Origin of the sequence: Bhargavaea ginsengi (assembly GCF_900109165.1) — a bacterium.
Taxonomy (GTDB): domain Bacteria; phylum Bacillota; class Bacilli; order Bacillales_A; family Planococcaceae; genus Bhargavaea; species Bhargavaea ginsengi.
This window is the reverse complement of sequence record NZ_FNZF01000002.1, coordinates 230338-251307: the sequence shown is the minus strand read 5'-3', so window position 1 is coordinate 251307 and position 20970 is coordinate 230338. Positions and strand designations below refer to the sequence as shown.

Genomic DNA, 20970 nt, shown 5'->3' with positions numbered 1-20970 from the left:
ATGGGGGTGAAGACTTGAAAGGAATCCGCTTGATCCGCGGCCTCCTTCTGTTCGCTGCCATGTTCCTCTTGGCGATACCCCATGCCGGAGCGGATAGCGGCAAAGTATACCACGTGCCATTGGAAAACGAAGTCGAGCGGGGGCTGTATGAGTTTCTGAGCCGTTCATTCGGTGAGGCCAAAGAGGCTGGAGCAGATACGATTATCCTCGAGATCAACACACCCGGGGGATTTGTGGATGCAGCAGGCCGGATTGCCAAGCTGATGGATGAAACGGAACTCCGCACAATCGCCTATATCAACCGCGATGCCCTGTCGGCCGGTGCGTTCCTAGCACTCCATGCCGACGAAATCTATATGGACCCGAACGGCCGGATCGGCGCTGCTCAGGTAATTGACCAGTCCGGCAATGCTGCCGATGACAAGGCCAACAGTGCTTGGCTCGCCTCGATGAAGGCGGCAGCAGAATCATCCGATCAGGGGCGGGATCCAGACTATGCGCTTGCCATGGCCAATGCCGACATGGACTTTCCCGAATACCGTGCGGGGAAAGGCAAGCTGCTGACCCTGTCCGCCGACGAGGCGCTGGAAGTCAATTACAGTGAGGGAACTGTGTCGTCATTTGATGAACTGCTGGCAACCGCAGGTCTTGAAGGCGCAGAAGTCGTCAAGATGAATGAAACATTCAGCGAAAAACTTGCACGTTTCATCACGAATCCCGTCGTTGTACCGATCCTGCTTTCGATTGCGGGGCTGGGCCTTGTCGTCGAGCTGTATTCGCCCGGATTCGGTATCCCCGGTTCGATGGGCGCCGGGGCATTGCTCCTGTTTTTCTATGGACACCTCGTTGCCGGCCTGGCAGGATATGAATCCCTTCTGCTGTTCCTGGCAGGTATCGGCCTGCTCATAGCCGAGCTGTTTGTACCGGGAGGAATTCTGGGCATTATCGGTGCTGTGGCCATGGTTGCGGGCATCATTATGGCAGGGGCCGACCCGGCCTGGATGGCCATCTCTGTCGTCACTGCACTGGTCATCACGATATTGGGAATGGTGATCATGATGAAATTCTTTGGCAAACGGCTCCATCTTCTTAACCGGCTAATCCTCAGGGACGCCACCGATACAGAAAGCGGCTATGTCTCCAATGCCAACCGGCTCGAACTTATCGGCCGTACGGCAACAACGGTGACACCGCTCCGGCCTTCCGGAACTGCCGAACTGGACGGAGAATATCTTGACGTCGTCTCTGAAGGAAGGTTTATCGGGAAAGATCAAAATGTTAAGATCACAAAAGTGGAAGGCTCCAGGATCGTTGTCCGGGAAGCCTCCGCCGAATAGGAGGAAACAGAATGCTAGGATTGGGAACAATCGGGCTGATCATCGTTGCGTTTCTGGTGATTATCGCCCTGTCGATCTTCTTTACATTCGTGCCGGTCACATTGTGGATTTCCGCACTCGCAGCCGGCGTGAAAATCAGCATCTTCACACTGATCGGGATGCGGCTCCGCCGAGTTATTCCGAGCCGAATCGTCAACCCGCTCATCAAGGCCCACAAAGCAGGGCTCGATGTGAGCATCAACCAGCTGGAGAGCCATTATCTCGCAGGAGGTAACGTGGACCGGGTCGTCAACGCCCTTATCGCGGCGCACCGTGCGAACATCGCTCTGACATTCGAGCGGGCGGCGGCAATCGACCTTGCCGGCCGTGACGTGCTCGAAGCCGTCAGCATGTCGGTCAACCCTAAAGTCATCGAAACGCCGTTTATCGCGGGTGTTGCCATGAACGGAATCGAAGTCAAGGCAAAATCCCGGATCACTGTCCGGGCAAACATCGAACGGCTCGTCGGCGGTGCCGGCGAGGAAACGATCGTTGCCCGTGTCGGTGAAGGGATCGTCTCGACAATCGGTTCTTCCAAGCACCATACCGTCGTCCTGGAAAATCCGGATATGATCTCCCAGACAGTCCTTTCAAAAGGCCTGGACTCGGGAACGGCATTTGAAATCCTTTCGATCGATATCGCCGATGTCGACATCGGCAAGAACATTGGTGCCGAGCTTCAGACCGAGCAGGCAGACGCCGATAAGAAAATTGCCCAGGCGAAAGCGGAAGAACGCCGTGCCATGGCTGTTGCGAGCGAGCAGGAAATGCGCGCCAAAGTCGGCGAGATGCGCGCCAAGGTCGTCGAAGCCGAGGCGGAAGTGCCTCTCGCCATGGCTGAAGCTCTTCGCACAGGCAACATCGGGATCATGGACTACGTAAACTACAAAAACATCCAGGCAGATACCTCGATGCGCGAATCCCTCGGCAAAATGGGCAAGGAGCAGGATAAGCGCCCCGACGGCCAATGATCCGACGTGTGACGGAAAGGGGATGAGCTGATGGAACCGATCATCCTGCTGATCATCTCTCTGATAATCGGCTCCCTGTTCAAGGGAAAGGACAACCAGAAACCACCGGAAAAAAGGCCGGGGCAGACACAGGCGCCGCCATCCCGTCAGGATGTGCCCCGGAGGCCGGCTGAAAAAAGCGGCAGCCTGAAAGACCTGACAAAACAACTTTACGAAGATCTTCAGAAGGAGATCCAGAAAGAGGCCGGGGAGTTTCGGACCGATCCCCGCACAGTAGAGAAAAAGCCTGTGCAGCCAAAGCCGGAAGTGGTCACGCGTTCAGAGCGTGTGCCGCAACAGATTACACGGACCTCTGCAGACGGGACTGATACTGCCCGCAATCCGAGGCAGGATCGTACCCGTGAACGCACACGCGATCGCAAAGCGGTGACCGAGCAGCCAATCTACAAAACGGAAATCGCTGAACCTGACCGCCTTTTGCCGGAATCCGAAGAGGACCTCGCGCGGGCGATCGTGTTCGCCGAAATTCTCGGTCCGCCAAAAGCAAAAAGAAGATAACCGGCTCCGGCCGGTGTGAATGCCCCCTCTTGGCCTGTCATAAACTGAAGGCCAAGGGGGGTTTTTGTATGCGCAGATTTTTTAGGATGGTCCCATTTCTGGAAATCGAGGACCACCGGACACTGCGGCTCAACGGAAAATTCACGATCGGGAAAATCGGCGATCGTGCGATCAGCCTTCGCCTGGCTCCATATGCGCTGACATTGGAGGGAGAAGCGGTGGCTGTGGAGGAGGTCGGAGACGAGGCGGCCCTGATCACATTCGACCGGCTGGATCGCCTCACGCTGATCCGGACGAGGGACCATGCGGACGGCTGAGCGGCTGCGCGGGAAGGAAACTGTACGAGTGACAGTGTCGGGCAGCGGTGCGGAGGCGTTTTTCTCTGCCTGCGCCGCATCCGGCATCCGCATTCGGGATGCCGAAGCTGAGGGGAACCGCCTGCAGTTTTCTGTTTTCCGCAAGGACATGCCCGCCATCAGGAGACTCAGGCTCAAATACCGGGTCCGTCTCAGGTTAAGTGCAGGCCGTACAGGCATCATCCTCGATCGTTCCCCATTATCCGTTGCTGCTGTTCTGTTATTCCTGCTGGTTCCCCTTGCCTGCTCCGGCCTGATCTGGTCTGTCGGGGTCGAGGGCGGCAAACCGGAGCGCCAGGAGCGCATCAGTGACTACTTGGAGAAAAGCGGCATCCGGCCTTTTATCCCGATTGGCTCTGTTCCGGACGAGGCCCGGATCAGGAATGATCTGATGGTCGCTGACCCGGGCCTTAGCTGGGTGCGTGTGAGCCGGGAAGGGGGCCGGCTGACCGTGCATCCGATTGAGGCGCCGGAAACCGGGGAAAAAGGGGAGGGAGACCTCCAACCTGCTCATCTGGCGGCATCCAAGCGAGCGGTGATCACCCGTTTCGAGCTCACCAAGGGCGTCAGGAACGTACTCCCCAATACCACGGTAGAAAAAGGGGACATCGTCGCATCCGGCATTATTACGCAGAGAGAGGACAGCCACGTAACCGGTGCGGAAGGCAAGGTGTACGGGGATTATTATGTGGAGACCCGTTTCGAGATGCCGGCCGTGATCAGGTATTCGGCACCCGGTGAAACGGCGTACCAGCTAGCTATTGGAGGGAAATCAGCAAATGCTGATGTCTGGCGCGAAATCCCGATGCCCTCTTTTATCAGCCCGTTCCTGACACTGTCGGAAAGCCGCAGCGGGATGGCGAGGGAAATCCGGCTGACCGAAGAAAACGGAGAGCCGATCATCCTGTCGGTGCTAAAGGAAAAAATGCTGTCCACACTAGATCCTGACGCAACGGTAAAGGATGAAAAAGTTTTGCGAGTGCATTATGATAATGATAAAGTAAAGGGGACCATATTATTTCTCATTAATGAAAATATTGCCGTAAGAAAACACATTTCCCAAGGAGATTGATCGATTGGAAGAAAATACGGTACAACTGCATGTGGAAGATCCGAATGAAGCGGTGATGCTGCTCGGCATCTCCGACCAGAACATGAAACTGATTGAAGAAGAACTCGGTGTGCGGGTGCTTACGCGCGGCGGGGTCATCGTGATCCAGGGCGAAGAGGAGCAGCGTGGAACTGCTCAGGAGCTCCTTAGGCAGCTTTTGCGCGTGATCCGCAAGGGCATCAATATTAATCTGCGCGACGTCTCCACGGCACTGGAAATGGCTAAGAACGGGACGATCGAATACTTCGCGGAGCTTTATGACGAAGAAATCGCAAGAAACTCGAAAGGCAAGGCCATCCGTGCCAAGACGATCGGCCAGCGCGAATACGTCCACGCAATCCGCGCGGATGACATGGTGTTCGGTATCGGCCCGGCCGGTACCGGCAAAACCTACCTCGCCGTCGTCATGGCCGTACAGGCACTGAAGAACGGACAGGTCAAACGCATCATCCTGACGCGCCCCGCCGTGGAAGCGGGGGAAAACCTCGGTTTTCTGCCGGGCGATCTGAAAGAAAAAGTCGACCCGTACCTGAGGCCGCTGTATGATTCGCTTCATGATGTGCTTGGAGCGGAACAGACCGAACGCCTGATTGAGCGGGGCACTATTGAAATTGCACCGCTTGCCTATATGCGAGGGCGCACATTGGATGATGCGTTTGTTATTCTTGATGAGGCGCAGAACACGACAAAGGCACAGATGAAAATGTTCATGACCCGCCTCGGCTTCGGCTCGAAGATGGTGATTACAGGTGACCAGACGCAAATCGACCTGCCGCGCGGGACGGAATCCGGGCTGATTGTCGCTCAGCGTATCCTGAAAGATGTCCAGGGGATCCGCTTCCTGCACTTTGAGCAGGCCGATGTCGTCCGCCACCCGCTGGTTGCCCGGATCATCGAAGCATACGAAGCAAGCAGTCACCGGGAGTGACCAAAACGGTTCTCCGGCCGAGACCTCCTGCCTCAGCTGGAGTCCGGCCGGTTTTTTTATCTTTCCGGCCGGGATGATTTCCGTCAAGGAGAGGGAAAGGGCGTTTCTGCAGGCCGCTAGGGGGAAGCTGATATGTTCAAGGGTTGGCAATCGCTTATTGAAAGGATTTCTTTTTCTGTTTTCTCTATTATCCTTCTCGGACTTTCCTCACTTCTGGCTTTTGGACTCATGCTTGGAAGTGTGAAGGACGAGACATACGATATCCAGATGTTCCATCTCGCCAATGAGACGATACGGGCGACCAAGACGGTGGAAGATCCCGTCAAGACGGAACAGGAAAGGCAGCGTGCCGCTTCAGAGGTCACGCCTGTTTATGATTTTGACGAAGAGGCAGCCCAAAACAGTGCAGCGGTTGTGCGCTCTGTTTTCGACTATGCGCTGGATGCCAAAGAAGAAGCCGCAAAAGACAATGATAATGAAAAAGAATCCCCTCCTGACACTGCCGGCCAGATTGCGGATCTCCGAAAGAAGCTGGAGGGCCTTGAAGAATCTGGGGGCGGCTTCCGTCTTTCCGACGAACTTCTCGGAATGCTGATTCGTTCGGGCAATGATGATCTTGTGAAAGTCCGTGATTCCGTCAGTGAGATTGTGTCGGAGATCATGGAGCAGCCGATCCGGGATACGGCTCTTGCCGATTCAAGGAATGAGACGGAAGGGCGGATCCGCTCTTTGGCCATCCCGGCGGGGCTCATGCCGGCAGCCGTGGAAATCGGCCGCTCCAGCATTACGGTAAATGAAAGGTTGGACGAACAGCAGACAGAAGCGCGCATCGAGCATGCCAAGACGGAAGTTGAACCGACCCGGATCCTTCAGGGGCAGGTGATCGTCCAGGAAGGGCAGATTATTGACAGGGAAGTCCACCGTCAGCTGGAGCTGGCCGGCCTTCTGAACGAGAACACTTCACTGCGCCCCGTACTGGCAATCGGACTCTTCACCCTGCTGATCTTCTGGTTTATTTACCGGCATTTCAGGCAGCTCGAACAGCCCGTGCACGTGAAAAAGAAATGGCTTGCCATTACACTCGTTATTTATTTCCTTACGATATTGGCCATGAAGCTGCTTGCAGCGACAGAGATTGATTTTAATATGGCACTTGCCTATGTTTATCCGACAGCGCTTGTTCCGTTTCTACTGCGGCTTCTGACGGATGGGAGGATGGCGATTCTCCTGACCGTACTTACTGCCGCAACTGGCGGCATTCTGCTGCAGGAAGGATATTCGCCTGTTGCCAATATGGAGATTGTCCTGTACATCCTGTTTGGCGGCTTTGCCGGGCACTATCTGATCCAGGGAGACGGGCGCAGATCGTCGATCCTGGCGGCAAGCTTTGGTGTTTCGGCCGCCAATGCCGTTTTCATCACATTTTATCTCCTGATGACCCAGTCGCATTTCGGCTTGCAGGAGTGGTCATTCTTCATGATTGCCGCACTTGGTTCCGGTCTGTTGTCCGGCGCGCTCACCATAGGCCTGATGCCCTTTTTCGAATCCGTGTTCGGAATCCTGTCCGACCTGAAGCTTGTCGAACTTTCCAATCCGAATCATCCGCTTCTGAAAAGAATTCTGACGGAAACGCCGGGTACATATCACCACAGTGTCATGGTCGCCAACCTGTCCGATGCGGCCTGCGAGGCAATCGGTGCAAACGGGCTGCTTGCCCGGGTCGGGAGCTATTACCATGATATCGGAAAGACACGGAGGCCGGCCTTTTTCATCGAGAACCAGATGGCGGGCACCAACCCGCATGATACATTGCCTCCAGAAAAGAGCCGGGACATTATCATTGCCCATGCAGCGGACGGAGCGGAGATTCTGAAAAAGAATGGCATGCCCAGCGAGCTTGTGGATATCGCACGGCAGCACCATGGTACGACGCTCCTCAAATATTTCCATGTAAAAGCAGGAGAATCAGGAAAGAATGTCGATGAAGCCGCCTACAGATACCCGGGGCCCAAGCCACAGACCAAGGAAATCGCAGTCATTTCGATCGCTGACAGCTGTGAGGCTGCAGTCCGTTCGATGAAGGAGCCGACGCCCGAGAAGATCGAGCAGTTGGTCCAATCCATCATCAAGGACAAAATGAATGATGGGCAATTTTCTGAATGCGATCTCAGTTTCAGGGAATTGAAGATTGTGGCGGACGTGATCTGCACGACGCTCAACGGAGTATTCCATAACCGGATCGAATATCCGAAATGACCGACTGGAGGACTGGAAATGACACTGACGATCGATTTGATGGATGAAACCGGTACAGTTAGGGAAAAGGATCAGCAACTGGTCGTCCGCCTGCTGGAACATGCCGGAAAAATGGAAGATGTCGGGGAGGCGGAACTATCCGTCACTTTTATGGACGATGAATCGATCAGGTCGGTCAACCGGGATTACCGGGAAAAAGACCGGGCAACAGACGTAATCTCGTTCGCACTTGAAGAAACGGTCGAGGGGGAAGTAGCGGTCAACCAGCCTGAAGGAATGCCGCGGTTGCTAGGCGATATTCTGATCTCCACCGAGACGGCGGACCGGCAAGCTGAAGAATATGGCCATAGCCGGGAAAGGGAAATCGGTTTTCTGGCTCTTCACGGCTTTCTTCATCTCCTCGGTTACGACCATATGAACGAAGCGGACGAACGAAGAATGTTCGGCCGTCAGGATGAAATATTGGAATCGTTCGGACTCGGGCGTGACACGGATGGACGTCCGTAAGCTTTTCCGTTCGTTCCGGTATGCATGGAATGGAATTGCTCATGTGGCAGCCGCCGAACAGAACTTCAGGATCCATATCATGGCGGCCTTGTCAGTTAGCGGAGCGGGCTGGATTACCGGTCTATCGACGGCCGAATGGATTGTTCTGATCATCCTGTTTGGCGGCATGCTAGCCCTGGAGCTGATGAACACAGCCATCGAACGGGTGGTGGACCTGGTATCCTCCGAACACCACCCGCTGGCGGGACAGGCGAAAGATGCTGCAGCCGGGGCGGTCCTGATTTTTGCCGCGGCGAGCATTCTCATCGGCTGCATGATTTTCATTCCCAAATGGATAAATCTCTTATTTTGAAGGTGGTTAATTTATGGATAAACAACAACTGATGGAGCGGGCCAAAAATGCCCGTGAACTCGCATACGTGCCTTACTCGAAATTTCAGGTGGGTGCAGCGCTCCTGACCCGGGATGGTGAAGTGTTCGGCGGATGCAACATCGAGAATTCCGGTTACAGCATGACCAATTGCGCGGAGCGCACGGCTTTCTTCAAGGCAATCTCTGAAGGGCACCGTGAGTTCAAGGCTCTTGCGGTTGTGGCAGATACCCCTGGACCGGTATCACCATGTGGTGCCTGCCGCCAGGTCATCTCGGAGTTCTGCGAAGGTGACATGCCCGTATATTTGACGAACCTGCAAGGGGATGTCGCGGAAACAACGGTCAGGGAACTCCTCCCTGGCGCGTTTAAGGCGGAGGATATGGAAAATGCTGAATAACCGTGAAGGATACAAATCAGGATTCATTTCGATCATCGGGCGTCCAAATGTAGGGAAGTCGACTTTCCTCAACCGTGTGGTCGGCCAGAAAATCGCGATCATGAGCGACAAGCCCCAGACCACAAGAAATAAGGTCCAGGGTGTTGTCACGACGGAAGACAGCCAGATGGTGTTTATCGACACGCCAGGCATCCACAAACCGAAGCACAAGCTGGGCGACTTCATGATGAAGGTGGCCAAAAACACGCTCAAGGAAGTGGACTTGGTCCTCTTCATGGCGAATGCCGATGAATCCCTCGGCAAGGGAGACGAGTTCATCATGGACATGCTGAGGGACAGCGGAACTCCGGTCGTCCTCGTCCTGAACAAAATCGATCTCATCCACCCCGACGAACTGATCGGTGTCATCGATACCTATCGTGGCCTGATGGACTTCGACGAAATTGTTCCCATCTCCGCCCTCCAGGGCAACAATGTGGAACGTCTCATGGAAGTCATCAAGGAGTATCTGCCTGAAGGTCCTCAATATTATCCGGCAGATCAGGTGACCGACCATCCCGAGCGGTTCATTATTTCTGAGCTGATCCGGGAAAAGGTGCTTCATCTTACCCGTGAAGAAATACCGCATTCGGTTGCTGTCGTGATTGAGCGGATCGCCAAACGCGAAGGCCAGGATACGGTGGATGTCAGTGCGACAATCATCGTCGAACGTGACTCCCAGAAAGGCATAGTGATCGGCAAGCGGGGTGCTCTCCTGAAAGAGGTCGGCACAAGGGCGCGGCAGGATATCGAAATGCTGCTAGGCAGCAAGGTTTACCTTGAGCTTTGGGTGAAGGTCCAAAAAGACTGGAGAAACCGCTCCAACCAGCTTAGGGAGTATGGTTTCCGGGACGATGAATACTGACGGGGCGCGGGCCGGGTGCCCGCGCTTTTCTGCATATCCGGGAAGGAGGCACACGCATGCTGAACAAGTGGGAAGGAATTGTCCTGCGCACCGGACCGTATGGGGAGACAAATAAAGTCGTAACGTTCCTGACGAGAGAAGCCGGAAAGGTGACCGCGATGGCGCGGGGAGCTAAGAAACCTGCCAGCAGGCTGGCGGCGGTGACACAGCCATTCACACACGGGATTTTCATGGTCTATAAAGGGAAAGGCATGGGAACTTTGCAGTCTGGGGATGCGCTCCGGACGATGCGCCATTTGCATCACGACATTATGGCAACCGCCTATGCAAGCTATATTGCAGAGCTTATGGACCGTCTCATTGAGGACAACCAGCCGTCATCCGGCCAATTCGAGCTACTCAGACAGGCATTCCATGCGATAGATGAGGAGTATGACCCTGAGGCGATTACGTTGTTTGTGGAATGGAAAATGCTTCCGGTGGCAGGAATTCATCCGGTTCTTCATCAGTGTGCAAGCTGCGGTGCTACTGAAGGTGAGTTTGCGTTTTCCTTCCAGGAGATCGGCTTCCTATGCCATCGCTGTTTCCATGTCGATCCATATCTGATCCGCCTGTCACCGTCTCACCTCCGCTTGATCAGGACATTTTATAATGTGCCGATCGAGCAGGTTGGCAAGCTGACGCTAAAGCCCGCGACGAAAAAGTTCATGAGGAAAATTGTCCGGACGATCTACGATGAACAAGTGGGTGTCCGCCTGAAATCCGCCTCTTTCCTTGATCAGCTGGACCGCATGCCTTCCTTTGGCAGGCAGGAGCAGGCAGCGGACGGTACGGAAGACAAAAAGGAACCGGACGACGAGTGTAGCGCACCTGAAAACCTGCCGTGAACAGTTTTCAGGGAAATGAGTCATCCTCACACATGAAAAGGCAGTCCGCCGGAGCGGACTGCCTTTTGGTTTGAATATCAGAATTCAAGCCGTTTTTCGATAAACGCGTGTACTTCGCTGATTGGCATGCGGACCTGTTCCATCGTGTCGCGGTCGCGGACAGTAACTTGGCCGTCTTCCTTGGAGTCAAAGTCGTAGGTGATGCAAAACGGAGTGCCGATTTCGTCCTGCCTGCGGTAGCGTTTCCCGATCGACTGCGATTCGTCATAATCCACAGGGAAGGATTTGCGCAGTTCCGCCCAAACGTCCTGAGCCTCTTCGGAAAGTTTCTTGGAAAGCGGAAGGACCGCTGCCTTGAAAGGTGCCAGTGCCGGATGGAAGCGGAGGACCGTGCGCTGGTCGTCATCCCCGATTTTCTCTTCATCATACGCATCGCAAAGGAATGCAAGTGTGACCCGGTCCGCCCCGAGGGAAGGTTCGATGCAATAAGGGACAAATTTCTCGCCGGATTCCGGATCGGTGTACGTGAAGTCTTCACCGGAATGCTCCATGTGACGCTTCAGATCGAAATCGGTGCGGTCTGCGATTCCCCAAAGTTCGCCCCAGCCGAACGGGAATTTATATTCAATATCGACGGTCGCATTCGAATAGTGGGAGAGTTCTTCTTTGTCATGTTCACGAAGACGGACGTTTTCATCCGTCATGTTAAGCTGATCAAGCCAGTTTTTGCAGAAGTCGCGCCAGTAGGCGTACCACTCAAGGTCTTCACCCGGCTTGCAGAAAAACTCCAGCTCCATCTGTTCAAATTCCCGTGTGCGGAAAGTGAAGTTGCCCGGCGTGATTTCATTCCGGAAGCTTTTGCCGACCTGGGCAATTCCAAACGGCAGTTTTTTGCGCATGGAACGCTGGACATTCTTGAAGTTGACGAAAATTCCCTGTGCTGTTTCCGGCCGGAGGTAGATGTCGTTGGACGAAGAATCTGTCACGCCCTGCGAAGTCTTGAACATCAGGTTGAACTGGCGGATATCGGTGAAGTCCTGTGCTCCGCAGTCCGGGCAGGTGATGTTGTGCTCAGAAATGAGTTCCTGCATCTTTTCAAATGGCATGCCGTCAACCACCATCTCGTTGCCTTCTGCCTCAAGTTTGTTTTCAATCAGTTTGTCCGCACGATGGCGGGCTTTACAGCTTTTACAGTCGATCATCGGGTCGTTGAAGTTGCCGACATGGCCCGATGCCTGCCAGACCTTGGGGTTCATAAGGATTGCAGCGTCGAGGCCAACGTTGTACGGGGACTCCTGGATGAACTTCTTCCACCATGCTTTCTTGATGTTGTTTTTCAGTTCTACGCCGAGTGGGCCGTAGTCCCATGTGTTGGCGAGGCCGCCGTAAATGTCGGATCCCGGGAAGACAAATCCCCGGTGCTTGGCCAGTGTGACGATCGTTTCCATTGTTGTCATTTCAGTTCCTCCTCGAATAATTGAATTCAAAAAGCACCCGTCCCCGGACACAAGGTCCGGGGACGGGTGCTTGATGACCCGCGGTTCCACCCCGATTGGCCGGTAGACCGGCCCTCTTTCAGAGAGATCGGCTCGGGGATGCCGCTTCATATCCTTGCAGGCTTTCACCGTCCCTGCTCGCTGTTGTCGGATACTACTTGATTGTCCCGTCAGTGCCGTATGGAGTTTGACAACATTGTAGCACGGGTTCAATCGTTTCGCAATCGGACGGGGATTCAGATATAATGAACTAGGCTATTACCCATCAAGTACAGGATGTGAGTCGTATGGAACTCAATAAGCGTCAGGATGAGATTCTGGAGATCGTGAAGGCCGACGGGCCGATCACGGGCGAACAGATCGCGGAACGGCTCAGCCTGACCCGCGCCACGATACGGCCCGACCTAGCCATCCTGACGATGGCAGGTTTTCTGGATGCCCGGCCGCGTGTCGGCTATTTCTATTCGGGCAAGAAAAAGGATCAGCACCTGACCGAGAACATGATGAATATGAAGGTACGTGACTTCCAGTCGATTCCGGTCGTCGTAAAGGAATCATTGTCCGTCTATGATGCGATCACGCAGATGTTCCTCGAGGACGTCGGTACCCTGATCGTTGTGGATGACCAATCCAGGCTGACCGGAATCCTGTCCAGGAAAGACTTGCTCAGAACTGCAATCGGCGGAACCGACCTGGAAAAGATCCCCGTCCATATGATTATGACGAGGATGCCGAATATCGCTTATTGCAGGAAGAACGAGGCCCTTGTCCATGTCGCCAAGGTGCTGATCGAGCGGCAGATCGATGCGCTCCCGGTCGTCGAGGAAACGGAAGAGGGCCTTTCGGTCATCGGTCGCATCACGAAGACAAACATCACATCGGCGTTTTTGTCGCTGGCGGAAAATCACGATTTGTGAGAGGTGCCCTATGAATCAACTGAAAATGTATATTGTATCCGATTCAATCGGTGAAACCGGCGACCTGGTGGCGAAGGCGGCCATCAGCCAGTTCCGGGAAGACTTCGAATCAACTGCGGTCAAACGGATTCCACATGTGGAATCAACCGACCAGCTTCATGAAATCACAGAGCTTGCCGCCGAACAGAATGCCATCATCCTTTATACTTTGGTGAAGGATGAGATGAGGACATTTCTTAAGAAGGAATGCGAGCGCAGGAATATCCCGTCGATCGACCTGCTCGGCCCGATCATCGAAGTGATTGGAAGCACGCTCAACGAGAAGGCATCGGAAGAGCCGGGACGCGTCAGGATGCTGGATGAGGACTATTTCCAGAAAATCGAAGCGATCGAGTTTGCGGTGAAGTACGATGACGGGCGTGATCCGCGTGGTTTGTTGCTGGCCGATATTGTTCTGATCGGAGTCTCGCGGACGTCCAAGACCCCTCTGTCCCAGTATCTTGCCCACAAGCGATACAAAGTGGCAAACGTGCCGCTCGTGCCCGAGGTGGAGCCGCCGGAGGAATTGTTCCAGATTGATCCGGAAAAGTGTTTCGGTCTTGTCATTTCGCCTGAAAAGCTGAATTCCATCCGAAAAGAGCGTCTTAAGGCACTTGGCTTAAAAGACGATGCGAACTATGCAAAAATCGAAAGGATTCAATCCGAAATCGATCATTTTTATTCGGTGGCGGACAGAATCGGCTGCAGAGTCATCGATGTGACCGATCGTGCAGTGGAAGAAACTGCGAATATAATCCTGAATATCAAGCAAAACCGCGAACGATAAACGGCAGAACCGCCTTTTTGAAAGGCAGGTTCTTTTTTTGCGGCAGCCGGTACAGAATGTTAAGGAAGAATTTAAAGAAAAGCCTATCTGAAGGTGGAAAAGTTCATTGAGGCGTATTATAATTGGATATTGTGAATAAAATGCGCGTAGTGGGCGATTTTCTTCTCTCCTGCGCACTTTTTTGTCGAACGATGAAGGATTCCGAAATTGAATCTCGAATTCGAGAGTACGGCCGAAAGTGTGGTGTGACGGATGAAGCGGATTCCGGAGGAGAAGATTGAAACGATCCGTTCCCAGACAGATATCGTCGGGCTGATCGGTGAATATGTACAGCTGACGAAAAGGGGAAGGAACTGGTTCGGACTCTGTCCGTTCCATGATGAAAATTCCCCGTCTTTCTCGGTGTCCGAAGACAAGCAAATGTTTCATTGTTTCGGGTGCGGGGCAGGCGGGAACGCCATCACGTTCGTTATGGACGTCGAAAACCTGTCATTCGTTGAAGCGGTGGCGAAACTTGGTGCGCGTTCTGGTGTGGAAGTGGAAGTCGGAGACATGGCGGGCAGTGAAAAGCAGTTGCCTTCGGGCCATCGCCGGCTTTTGGAAGCCCATCGGTACGCGGAAGAGTTTTACAGGCATTTGCTGTTGAACACCGTGGAAGGGGAGGAAGCGCTCAATTATCTGTACGGCCGGGGCTTTACGCGGGATACCATTGAGAAGTTCGGAATCGGCTGGTCACTCGGCAACCGGGAATCTCTTGTCACTTTGCTGAAACGAAAAGGGTTCAGTGATGAAGAACTTTCAGAGTCGGGGCTGGCTATTATCCCCGATAATGGCAGCGGCGCTTTTGACCGGTTCAGGAACAGGGTCATGTTTCCGCTCCATGACACGAATGGGAAAACTGTCGGGTTTTCCGGAAGGGTGATCCAAAAGGCCGGTAATGAACCGAAATACCTCAACAGCCCCGAGACGCCTATCTTCAACAAAAGCGAAATTCTCTATAATTACCACAATGCACGTCTCGCGGCCCGTAAATCGGGTAATGTAATATTGTTCGAAGGTTTCATGGATGTCATTTCGGCAGATGAGGCCGGTATTCAGTCCGGCGTCGCCCTGATGGGTACCGCCATGTCGGACAAGCATTTGTCGCTATTGGGCCGTGTGACGAACGAGGTCATTATCTGTACGGATGGTGACAATGCGGGCTGGGAAGCTGCCAGGCGATTTAGCCGGATGTTCCCGACGAACCGCCTTGATGCCAAGGTGGCCATCGTTCCGGAAGGGCTGGACCCGGACGATTACCTTAAAAAGTACGGGGGCGAGGCGTTCAGGGACCGTATTATCGGCCAACCGCACACACTTCTTTCGTTCGCGATGATGTATGCAAAAAGGGAAAAGAACCTTAAGAACGAAAATGACCTTCTTCAGTATATCCACGAGGTCTTGAAGGAACTGGCAGGCAAGACGACTCCTGTTGAGCGTGACATTTACCTGAAGCAACTGTCCGAAGAGACAGGTGTTTCCGTGGATGCACTCACATCCCAATTCAGGAAGTCGGAAGCCCGGCATACCCGAAAAGAACGGCATGCGCCGTCCGAGGAGATTGGAAGGCCTGCCGAATCTGCCAGGCCCCAGGGGAAGCCCAGAAAATCCCCGGTGGCCAGAGCAGAGCGGATTATGCTGTACCATATGCTCCGAGACGGTACGCTTTTTGCCCGGTTCAGGGACTCAGACGAAGGCAGCCCGTTCTTTCATGATGAATATACGGCGATTTTCGTCAGACTTGCAGGATTTTATGAGGAATATGGCGAACCCGATGTACATCGGTTCTGTGAAACCCTCGATGATCCGGAACTGAGGAAAATCGTCATGGAAACGGCGATCGCGGGATCTTCCGGAGAACACGCGGAAGAAGAGATCCGGGACAGCATCCGCCATATCAGAAAATACAGGATCGAGATGTCGATCAGCGACAAGCTGCAGCAATCGAGGGAAGCGGAAAAGATGAGTGATCTCAGCCGCGCCCTACAATTATCCAGTGAAATCATAGCATTGAGAAAGTCCTTGTCGGCATTGTAACAGTGCCGGCTTTGCAGGAGGAGGAGTAAAATGGCAGACCTTTCAGGCCAGTCTAATGAGCACGAACACGAAATGACAATTGAAGAATTGAAAGCACAGTTGCTTGAGCAAGGTAAAAAGGCAGGCGAGCTTTCTTTTGACTATGTAACGGAAAAACTATCCGCTTTCGATATGGAGCCGGATCATTTCGAGGAATTCCTTGATCAGATCGAAGAACAGGGCATTGAACTCGACCGTAAAGGTAAGGGCCAAAAGGGCGAAGAGGGCGAGGAAGAAGAATTTGACCTCAATGATCTGAGCGTGCCGCCCGGAGTCAAAATCAATGACCCTGTCAGAATGTATCTGAAAGAGATCGGCCGGGTTGACCTCCTTTCTGCGGAAGAGGAAATCTCACTTGCCAAACGAATCGAAGATGGGAACGAAGAAGCTAAAAAACGCCTGGCGGAAGCCAACCTGCGGCTTGTCGTCTCAATTGCCAAACGGTATGTCGGGCGCGGCATGCTTTTCCTGGACCTGATCCAGGAAGGGAATATGGGCCTCATCAAAGCGGTAGAGAAGTTTGACTACCGCAAAGGATTTAAATTCAGTACGTATGCGACATGGTGGATCCGGCAGGCAATCACACGCGCTATCGCGGACCAGGCCAGGACTATCCGAATTCCGGTCCATATGGTCGAGACGATCAACAAGCTGATCCGTGTCCAGAGACAGCTGCTCCAGGACCTTGGGCGTGAACCGACGCCAGAGGAAATCGGGGAAGAGATGGACCTTCCTGCAGAGAAAGTCAGGGAAATCCTGAAGATTGCCCAAGAGCCTGTTTCCCTGGAAACTCCGATCGGAGAAGAGGACGACTCACATCTTGGCGATTTCATCGAAGACTCCGAGGCTCAGTCCCCATCGGACCACGCAGCATACGAGCTTCTCAAGGAACAGCTTGAGGATGTGCTTGATACCCTGACAGACCGTGAGGAGAATGTTCTTCGTCTCCGCTTCGGCCTTGATGACGGAAGAACCCGTACGCTCGAAGAAGTGGGCAAGGTATTCGGCGTCACTCGCGAACGGATCCGCCAGATCGAGGCGAAGGCGCTCCGCAAGCTGCGCCATCCGTCGCGCTCAAAGCGGCTTAAAGATTTTCTGGAATAAAATTCAGCCGTCCGCATTGGCGGGCATCTGAAATACGTGGACGAGCCGTCACCCGATTGTGGGGTGACGGCTCGTTTTGTTTGAACATGGTTGGTTGACATTGACGAAATTGCTTTCCGCAGCAGCTTTATTGGAGTTGTTAAGCGAGCGCTCGTTCAGTTATACTATCTATGAAAGCGTATTCACAAAGGGGGATGCAAAATGAACTTTGACCTGACTGATGAGCAGCAGATGATTCGAAAAACCATTCGGGAATTTGCAGACGAGGTCGTGGCTCCGGGGGCGATTGAGCGGGACAGGACAAAAGAATTTCCGAAGGACATATTCCGGCAGCTTGGGGAAATGGGGATGATGGGCCTTCCGTTCGACGAGAAATACGGGGGAGCGGGGGCAGATACGGTCAGCTTTGCCATTGTGACGGAAGAGTTGAGCCGTGCTTGTGCTTCTACAGGAATCACGTATTCGGCTCATATTTCACTGGGAGGAGCGCCTCTGAACTTATTCGGTACAGAAGAGCAGAAGGAAAAGTATCTGGTGCCGATCTGTACAGGGGAGTCACTGGGAGCCTTTGGCCTCACAGAGCCGAATGCCGGTTCCGATGCGGGCGGAACGCAGACGGCCGCGAAATCGGAAGGGGACGATTTCGTCATCAGCGGCAACAAGGTGTTCATTACGAATGCAAGCCATGCCAAACATCTCGCGCTCACCGCCATTACCGGTTCGGCCGACGGCAAAAAAGAGATTTCCGCCATTATCGTCCCGACGGATGCGGAAGGATTCAAGGTGATCGATAATTATGAAAAGATGGGGCTGAATGCCTCCAATACGACAGAGCTTGTACTTGAAAATGTCCGAGTTCCGCAGGAAAACCTGCTTGGGAAGCGCGGCAACGGCTTCCGCCAGTTCCTCGTGACGCTTGATGGAGGACGGATCGGAATCGGAGCGATGGCAGTAGGTATCGCGCAGGCTGCGTTTGACCGTTCACTTCAATATGCGAAGGAGCGCAAGCAGTTCGGGCGTGCCATTGCAGACTTCCAGGTGAACCAGTTTAAGCTTGCCGATATGGCAATGAAGATTGAACTGGCCAGGACGATGGTCTATAAGGCCGCCTGGCTAAAAGATCAGGGCCGTCCGTTCTCAAAAGAAGCGGCGATGTGCAAGCTCTACGCATCCGAAATCGCCATGGAAGTCGCGGACGAGGCCATCCAGCTGCATGGCGGTTATGGATACATGAAAGAATATGAAGTCGAGCGCTATATGCGCGACGCGAAACTGCTGGAAATCGGCGAAGGGACATCAGAGGTCCAGCATATGGTCATTGCACGCCATATTGGGGTGTAAGACCCGAAGCCGCGCGGACTTTTGCCGAATTTGTCACAAAGTCGCAAAACTTCCCGGCTAATGCTTTCAGTTTTCGGGGGAATGAAGTACAATATGTATTGTTCACTGTATATAAATTGTACAGCTATCTCACGGAAAAGGGGGTTTTAGTCGATGAACAGAAATCCTGTCGTACCTTATATCCTGATTATGGCACTCGGAATCGGCCTTATTTTCTTCATGTCTCTTTACGGGCTGGATAACAAGGAAGAAATTGCAGCTGACCAGGAGCAATCCGAGGATAGCGGCGGCGATACCGCTACTGGCGAGGCCGGTGGTGAAGGCGGAGACGAAGCTTCTTCCGGTGACTTTGATCCAGAGGCACTGGCACAAGGTAAATGTGTTTCCTGCCACGGCCAGAACTATGAAGGTTCTGTCGGTCCAAGCCTTGTAGGCCTGGATTCAAGTGCAGATGAAGTCAAAGACGTTCTGAAGAACGGTAAAGGCGCAATGCCTGGCGGTCTCGTCCCGGACGAGAACCTCGACGCGATGGCTGAATGGGTCCTCTCGCTTCAATAATGAACTTGCTTTAGGAGCCCTTGTCCGGAAATCCGGATAAGGGCTTTAACATTTTCAGGATTGTTGTTTACAATTGACAGAGGAGGTGTCAGAAGGTGAATGTGAACAAACTGTCTATGCGGCTGCAAGCAGTCGCTTCATATATCGGCCGTGATGCGGTGCTGGCGGACATCGGCAGTGACCATGCCTATCTGCCGGCCCACCTGGCGCTTGACGGGCGGATCCGCAAGGGCATAGCCGGAGAAGTGGCAAGAGGCCCCTATGAGTCCGCAATGGCCACGATCCGTGATGCGGGACTGGACGGCAAGGTGGAAGCGCGCCTGGCAGACGGTCTCGCTGCAATCCGCGAGGAAGACGGCGTCGACACGGTCGCCATCGCGGGAATGGGCGGCCCGCTGATCGCCTCGATCCTCGAAGACGGCAAGGACCGTCTGAAGAATGTCAGCCGCCTCGTTCTCCAGCCGAATATCCACGCGTTGGCTATCCGGTCCTGGGCGGCAAAAAACGGCTGGCATATTGTCGAGGAGGAAATTCTCGAGGAAGACAGGAAAATCTATGAAATCCTCGTGCTTGAGCGGGGCAGTGCGTCCTATGATGACCTGGAGTTGCGTTTCGGGCCAATATTGTCCGAGCGAAAGCCTGAGACGTTCAGGAAGAAGTGGGAGCATGAAGCCGCTTCACTCCAAAAAATACTGGATCGGATAAAAGAAGCATCCCCTTCATCAGAAAGGGATGCAAAGGAAGAGGAACTCAGGCGCTCACTCGGACAAATTTTGGAGGTGCTCGAAAATGGGGAAGACAACCGTCAATGACATCATCCGGCTGATGGAGGAATGGGCTCCTAAAAAAATGGCCTATGACTGGGACCCGATCGGCCTCCAGATCGGCCGGCCGGACGCTTTTGCAGAAAAAGTGCTCATCACGCTCGATGTGACAGAGGACGTGATCCTGGAAGCGGCCGATGCAGGTGCAGGACTTGTGATCGCCCACCACCCGGTGCTGTTCAGGCCGATGAAATCAGTGCGCACAGATACCCCTCAGGGCAGAATCGTCGAGTTGTGCCTGCGTCACGGCATCTCCGTCTATGCAGCTCATACAAATCTTGATGTGGCCCCGGGCGGAGTGAACGACATGCTTGCGGAGAGGCTTGGCCTTTCCGATATCTCCGTCCTTGAAGAGACCTACAGGGAACCGCTTTTTAAACTGTCCGTCTTCACGCCTCATGACAGTGTGGAAAAAGTTCGCAAGGCACTGGGGGATGCCGGAGCAGGTGCTATCGGGGACTATACCCACTGCAGCTATGAACTGGAGGGTACCGGCCGCTTCACACCGGCAGCCGGTGCAGACCCGTATATCGGCAGTGTCGGCAAGGAAGAAGAAGTTGCTGAAACGAAAATTGAAGTGGTGCTGACCGGTTCGATCCGAGGCCGTGTTGAACAGGCGATGATCGAGGCGCATCCTTACGAGGAGCCCGCTTATGACTTTTTCGTCCTGGATCAACGAATGGAAGAGTATGGTATCGGACGGGTCGGAAGCTTGCCTGAAACAATGAGCCTTGATGCGTTTGCCGAATATACAAAAAAACAAATGGCCGTTCCCGCGCTGCGCGTGGTGGACGGAGGTGGTCGTGGCATCCGGACAGTGGCCGTCCTCGGGGGATCGGGTGGCAAGTATGTGGATGCGGCTCTCCGGAAAAAAGCCGACGTGCTGGTGACGGGGGACATCGATTTCCATACTGCCCAGGATGCAGCAAACCTCGGTTTATCCATTGTCGATCCCGGACACCACATTGAACGGATTATGGTCGGCGGAGTCAGGGAACGACTGGAAACGGACGCGGAAAAAGCCGGCATCAAATGCGGCTTTATCGAATCGGCAATTATCACGGAACCTTTCAGGTTTATGTAAAAGCATATGCATTCAGGAGAGGTAATCCTGATTATTGCAGAAAAAGAAAACTGCAGACAAAGGAGCAAATCGCTCACTTTG

General features: G+C 53.7%; 21 protein-coding genes. 20 read left to right on the top strand and 1 reads right to left on the bottom strand.

Features of this window, described 5'->3' with window-relative positions; translation table 11 throughout:
• The first annotated feature begins 14 nt into the window (after nucleotides 1-14).
• The 12 genes from BMX91_RS06450 to recO all read left to right on the top strand — a co-directional run bounded on the left by BMX91_RS06450 (nucleotide 15) and on the right by recO (nucleotide 10624).
• Nucleotides 15-1337 carry an NfeD family protein gene (locus BMX91_RS06450; protein ID WP_092051251.1) on the top strand — a complete coding sequence of 441 codons (1323 nt, stop codon included), beginning with the start codon at nucleotides 15-17 and terminating at the stop codon, nucleotides 1335-1337.
• 11 nt (nucleotides 1338-1348) lie between these two features.
• Nucleotides 1349-2347 carry a flotillin-like protein FloA gene (gene floA / locus BMX91_RS06445; protein WP_092051249.1) on the top strand — a complete coding sequence of 333 codons (999 nt, stop codon included), beginning with the start codon at nucleotides 1349-1351 and terminating at the stop codon, nucleotides 2345-2347.
• Nucleotides 2348-2377: 30 nt separating this feature from the next.
• Nucleotides 2378-2905, top strand: a complete 528-nt coding sequence (locus BMX91_RS06440) for a hypothetical protein (RefSeq protein ID WP_092051247.1) — start codon at nucleotides 2378-2380, stop codon at nucleotides 2903-2905.
• Between the two features lie 68 nt (nucleotides 2906-2973).
• Complete coding sequence (locus BMX91_RS06435; RefSeq protein WP_092051246.1) at nucleotides 2974-3222, top strand: hypothetical protein; 249 nt, start codon at nucleotides 2974-2976, stop codon at nucleotides 3220-3222.
• Nucleotides 3209-4333 carry a sporulation protein YqfD gene (locus BMX91_RS06430; RefSeq protein ID WP_092051244.1) on the top strand — a complete coding sequence of 375 codons (1125 nt, stop codon included), beginning with the start codon at nucleotides 3209-3211 and terminating at the stop codon, nucleotides 4331-4333. Before BMX91_RS06435 ends, BMX91_RS06430 begins: the two co-directional genes overlap by 14 nt.
• A 4-nt stretch (nucleotides 4334-4337) precedes the next feature.
• A complete protein-coding gene (locus tag BMX91_RS06425; protein ID WP_407640870.1) occupies nucleotides 4338-5300 on the top strand; it encodes a PhoH family protein in 963 nt (320 codons plus the stop codon).
• Between the two features lie 132 nt (nucleotides 5301-5432).
• On the top strand, nucleotides 5433-7556 hold the full coding sequence (locus BMX91_RS06420) for an HD family phosphohydrolase (protein WP_092051243.1): 2124 nt from the start codon (nucleotides 5433-5435) through the stop codon (nucleotides 7554-7556).
• 18 nt (nucleotides 7557-7574) lie between these two features.
• On the top strand, nucleotides 7575-8063 hold the full coding sequence (ybeY, locus tag BMX91_RS06415) for an rRNA maturation RNase YbeY (RefSeq protein ID WP_092051241.1): 489 nt from the start codon (nucleotides 7575-7577) through the stop codon (nucleotides 8061-8063).
• Nucleotides 8050-8415 (top strand): diacylglycerol kinase family protein, encoded by a 366-nt coding sequence (locus BMX91_RS06410; protein ID WP_092051239.1) that lies wholly within the window; start codon nucleotides 8050-8052, stop codon nucleotides 8413-8415. The genes ybeY and BMX91_RS06410 overlap by 14 nt, the downstream gene beginning before the upstream one ends.
• Nucleotides 8416-8428: 13 nt before the next feature.
• Nucleotides 8429-8833 (top strand): cytidine deaminase, encoded by a 405-nt coding sequence (locus BMX91_RS06405; RefSeq protein WP_092051237.1) that lies wholly within the window; start codon nucleotides 8429-8431, stop codon nucleotides 8831-8833.
• Nucleotides 8823-9737 (top strand): GTPase Era, encoded by a 915-nt coding sequence (gene era, locus BMX91_RS06400; protein WP_177168302.1) that lies wholly within the window; start codon nucleotides 8823-8825, stop codon nucleotides 9735-9737. Before BMX91_RS06405 ends, era begins: the two co-directional genes overlap by 11 nt.
• A gap of 56 nt (nucleotides 9738-9793) precedes the next feature.
• On the top strand, nucleotides 9794-10624 hold the full coding sequence (gene recO / locus BMX91_RS06395; RefSeq protein WP_092051235.1) for a DNA repair protein RecO: 831 nt from the start codon (nucleotides 9794-9796) through the stop codon (nucleotides 10622-10624).
• 77 nt (nucleotides 10625-10701) lie between these two features.
• On the opposite strand, the gene BMX91_RS06390 is transcribed toward recO, so the two are convergent.
• Entirely contained in the window at nucleotides 10702-12081 is a 1380-nt protein-coding gene (locus BMX91_RS06390; protein WP_092051233.1) for a glycine--tRNA ligase, read from the bottom strand.
• A gap of 317 nt (nucleotides 12082-12398) precedes the next feature.
• Here BMX91_RS06390 and BMX91_RS06385 point away from each other — a divergent pair, with 317 nt between their 5' ends.
• The 8 genes from BMX91_RS06385 to BMX91_RS06350 all read left to right on the top strand — a co-directional run bounded on the left by BMX91_RS06385 (nucleotide 12399) and on the right by BMX91_RS06350 (nucleotide 20889).
• On the top strand, nucleotides 12399-13037 hold the full coding sequence (locus tag BMX91_RS06385) for a helix-turn-helix transcriptional regulator (RefSeq protein WP_177168301.1): 639 nt from the start codon (nucleotides 12399-12401) through the stop codon (nucleotides 13035-13037).
• A 10-nt stretch (nucleotides 13038-13047) separates the two neighbouring features.
• Nucleotides 13048-13863, top strand: coding sequence for a pyruvate, water dikinase regulatory protein (locus BMX91_RS06380; RefSeq protein WP_092051231.1), 816 nt, complete (start codon nucleotides 13048-13050; stop codon nucleotides 13861-13863).
• A gap of 252 nt (nucleotides 13864-14115) precedes the next feature.
• Nucleotides 14116-15939 (top strand): DNA primase, encoded by a 1824-nt coding sequence (dnaG, locus tag BMX91_RS06375; protein WP_092051229.1) that lies wholly within the window; start codon nucleotides 14116-14118, stop codon nucleotides 15937-15939.
• Between the two features lie 30 nt (nucleotides 15940-15969).
• Nucleotides 15970-17082, top strand: a complete 1113-nt coding sequence (gene rpoD / locus BMX91_RS06370) for an RNA polymerase sigma factor RpoD (protein ID WP_092051227.1) — start codon at nucleotides 15970-15972, stop codon at nucleotides 17080-17082.
• 201 nt (nucleotides 17083-17283) lie between these two features.
• Nucleotides 17284-18423 (top strand): acyl-CoA dehydrogenase family protein, encoded by a 1140-nt coding sequence (locus BMX91_RS06365; protein WP_092051225.1) that lies wholly within the window; start codon nucleotides 17284-17286, stop codon nucleotides 18421-18423.
• Between the two features lie 153 nt (nucleotides 18424-18576).
• Entirely contained in the window at nucleotides 18577-18981 is a 405-nt protein-coding gene (locus BMX91_RS06360) for a c-type cytochrome (protein WP_092051223.1), read from the top strand.
• Between the two features lie 95 nt (nucleotides 18982-19076).
• On the top strand, nucleotides 19077-19793 hold the full coding sequence (locus BMX91_RS06355; RefSeq protein WP_092051221.1) for a tRNA (adenine(22)-N(1))-methyltransferase: 717 nt from the start codon (nucleotides 19077-19079) through the stop codon (nucleotides 19791-19793).
• Nucleotides 19771-20889: a Nif3-like dinuclear metal center hexameric protein gene (locus BMX91_RS06350; RefSeq protein ID WP_092051219.1), complete on the top strand. Its 1119-nt coding sequence runs from the start codon at nucleotides 19771-19773 to the stop codon at nucleotides 20887-20889. The genes BMX91_RS06355 and BMX91_RS06350 overlap by 23 nt, the downstream gene beginning before the upstream one ends.
• Nucleotides 20890-20970 lie beyond the last annotated feature (81 nt).

Bases quoted from the DNA above. Each gene is read 5' to 3' on its own strand.
- floA (WP_092051249.1), top strand. From the start codon at position 1,349: ATGCTAGGATTGGGAACAATCGGGCTGATCATCGTTGCGTTTCTGGTG.
- BMX91_RS06440 (WP_092051247.1), top strand. From the start codon at position 2,378: ATGGAACCGATCATCCTGCTGATCATCTCTCTGATAATCGGCTCCCTG.
- BMX91_RS06435 (WP_092051246.1), top strand. From the start codon at position 2,974: ATGCGCAGATTTTTTAGGATGGTCCCATTTCTGGAAATCGAGGACCAC.
- BMX91_RS06430 (WP_092051244.1), top strand. From the start codon at position 3,209: ATGCGGACGGCTGAGCGGCTGCGCGGGAAGGAAACTGTACGAGTGACA.
- BMX91_RS06420 (WP_092051243.1), top strand. From the start codon at position 5,433: ATGTTCAAGGGTTGGCAATCGCTTATTGAAAGGATTTCTTTTTCTGTT.
- ybeY (WP_092051241.1), top strand. From the start codon at position 7,575: ATGACACTGACGATCGATTTGATGGATGAAACCGGTACAGTTAGGGAA.
- BMX91_RS06410 (WP_092051239.1), top strand. From the start codon at position 8,050: ATGGACGTCCGTAAGCTTTTCCGTTCGTTCCGGTATGCATGGAATGGA.
- BMX91_RS06405 (WP_092051237.1), top strand. From the start codon at position 8,429: ATGGATAAACAACAACTGATGGAGCGGGCCAAAAATGCCCGTGAACTC.
- era (WP_177168302.1), top strand. From the start codon at position 8,823: ATGCTGAATAACCGTGAAGGATACAAATCAGGATTCATTTCGATCATC.
- recO (WP_092051235.1), top strand. From the start codon at position 9,794: ATGCTGAACAAGTGGGAAGGAATTGTCCTGCGCACCGGACCGTATGGG.
- BMX91_RS06390 (WP_092051233.1), bottom strand. From the start codon at position 12,081: ATGACAACAATGGAAACGATCGTCACACTGGCCAAGCACCGGGGATTT.
- BMX91_RS06380 (WP_092051231.1), top strand. From the start codon at position 13,048: ATGAATCAACTGAAAATGTATATTGTATCCGATTCAATCGGTGAAACC.
- dnaG (WP_092051229.1), top strand. From the start codon at position 14,116: ATGAAGCGGATTCCGGAGGAGAAGATTGAAACGATCCGTTCCCAGACA.
- rpoD (WP_092051227.1), top strand. From the start codon at position 15,970: ATGGCAGACCTTTCAGGCCAGTCTAATGAGCACGAACACGAAATGACA.
- BMX91_RS06365 (WP_092051225.1), top strand. From the start codon at position 17,284: ATGAACTTTGACCTGACTGATGAGCAGCAGATGATTCGAAAAACCATT.
- BMX91_RS06360 (WP_092051223.1), top strand. From the start codon at position 18,577: ATGAACAGAAATCCTGTCGTACCTTATATCCTGATTATGGCACTCGGA.
- BMX91_RS06350 (WP_092051219.1), top strand. From the start codon at position 19,771: ATGGGGAAGACAACCGTCAATGACATCATCCGGCTGATGGAGGAATGG.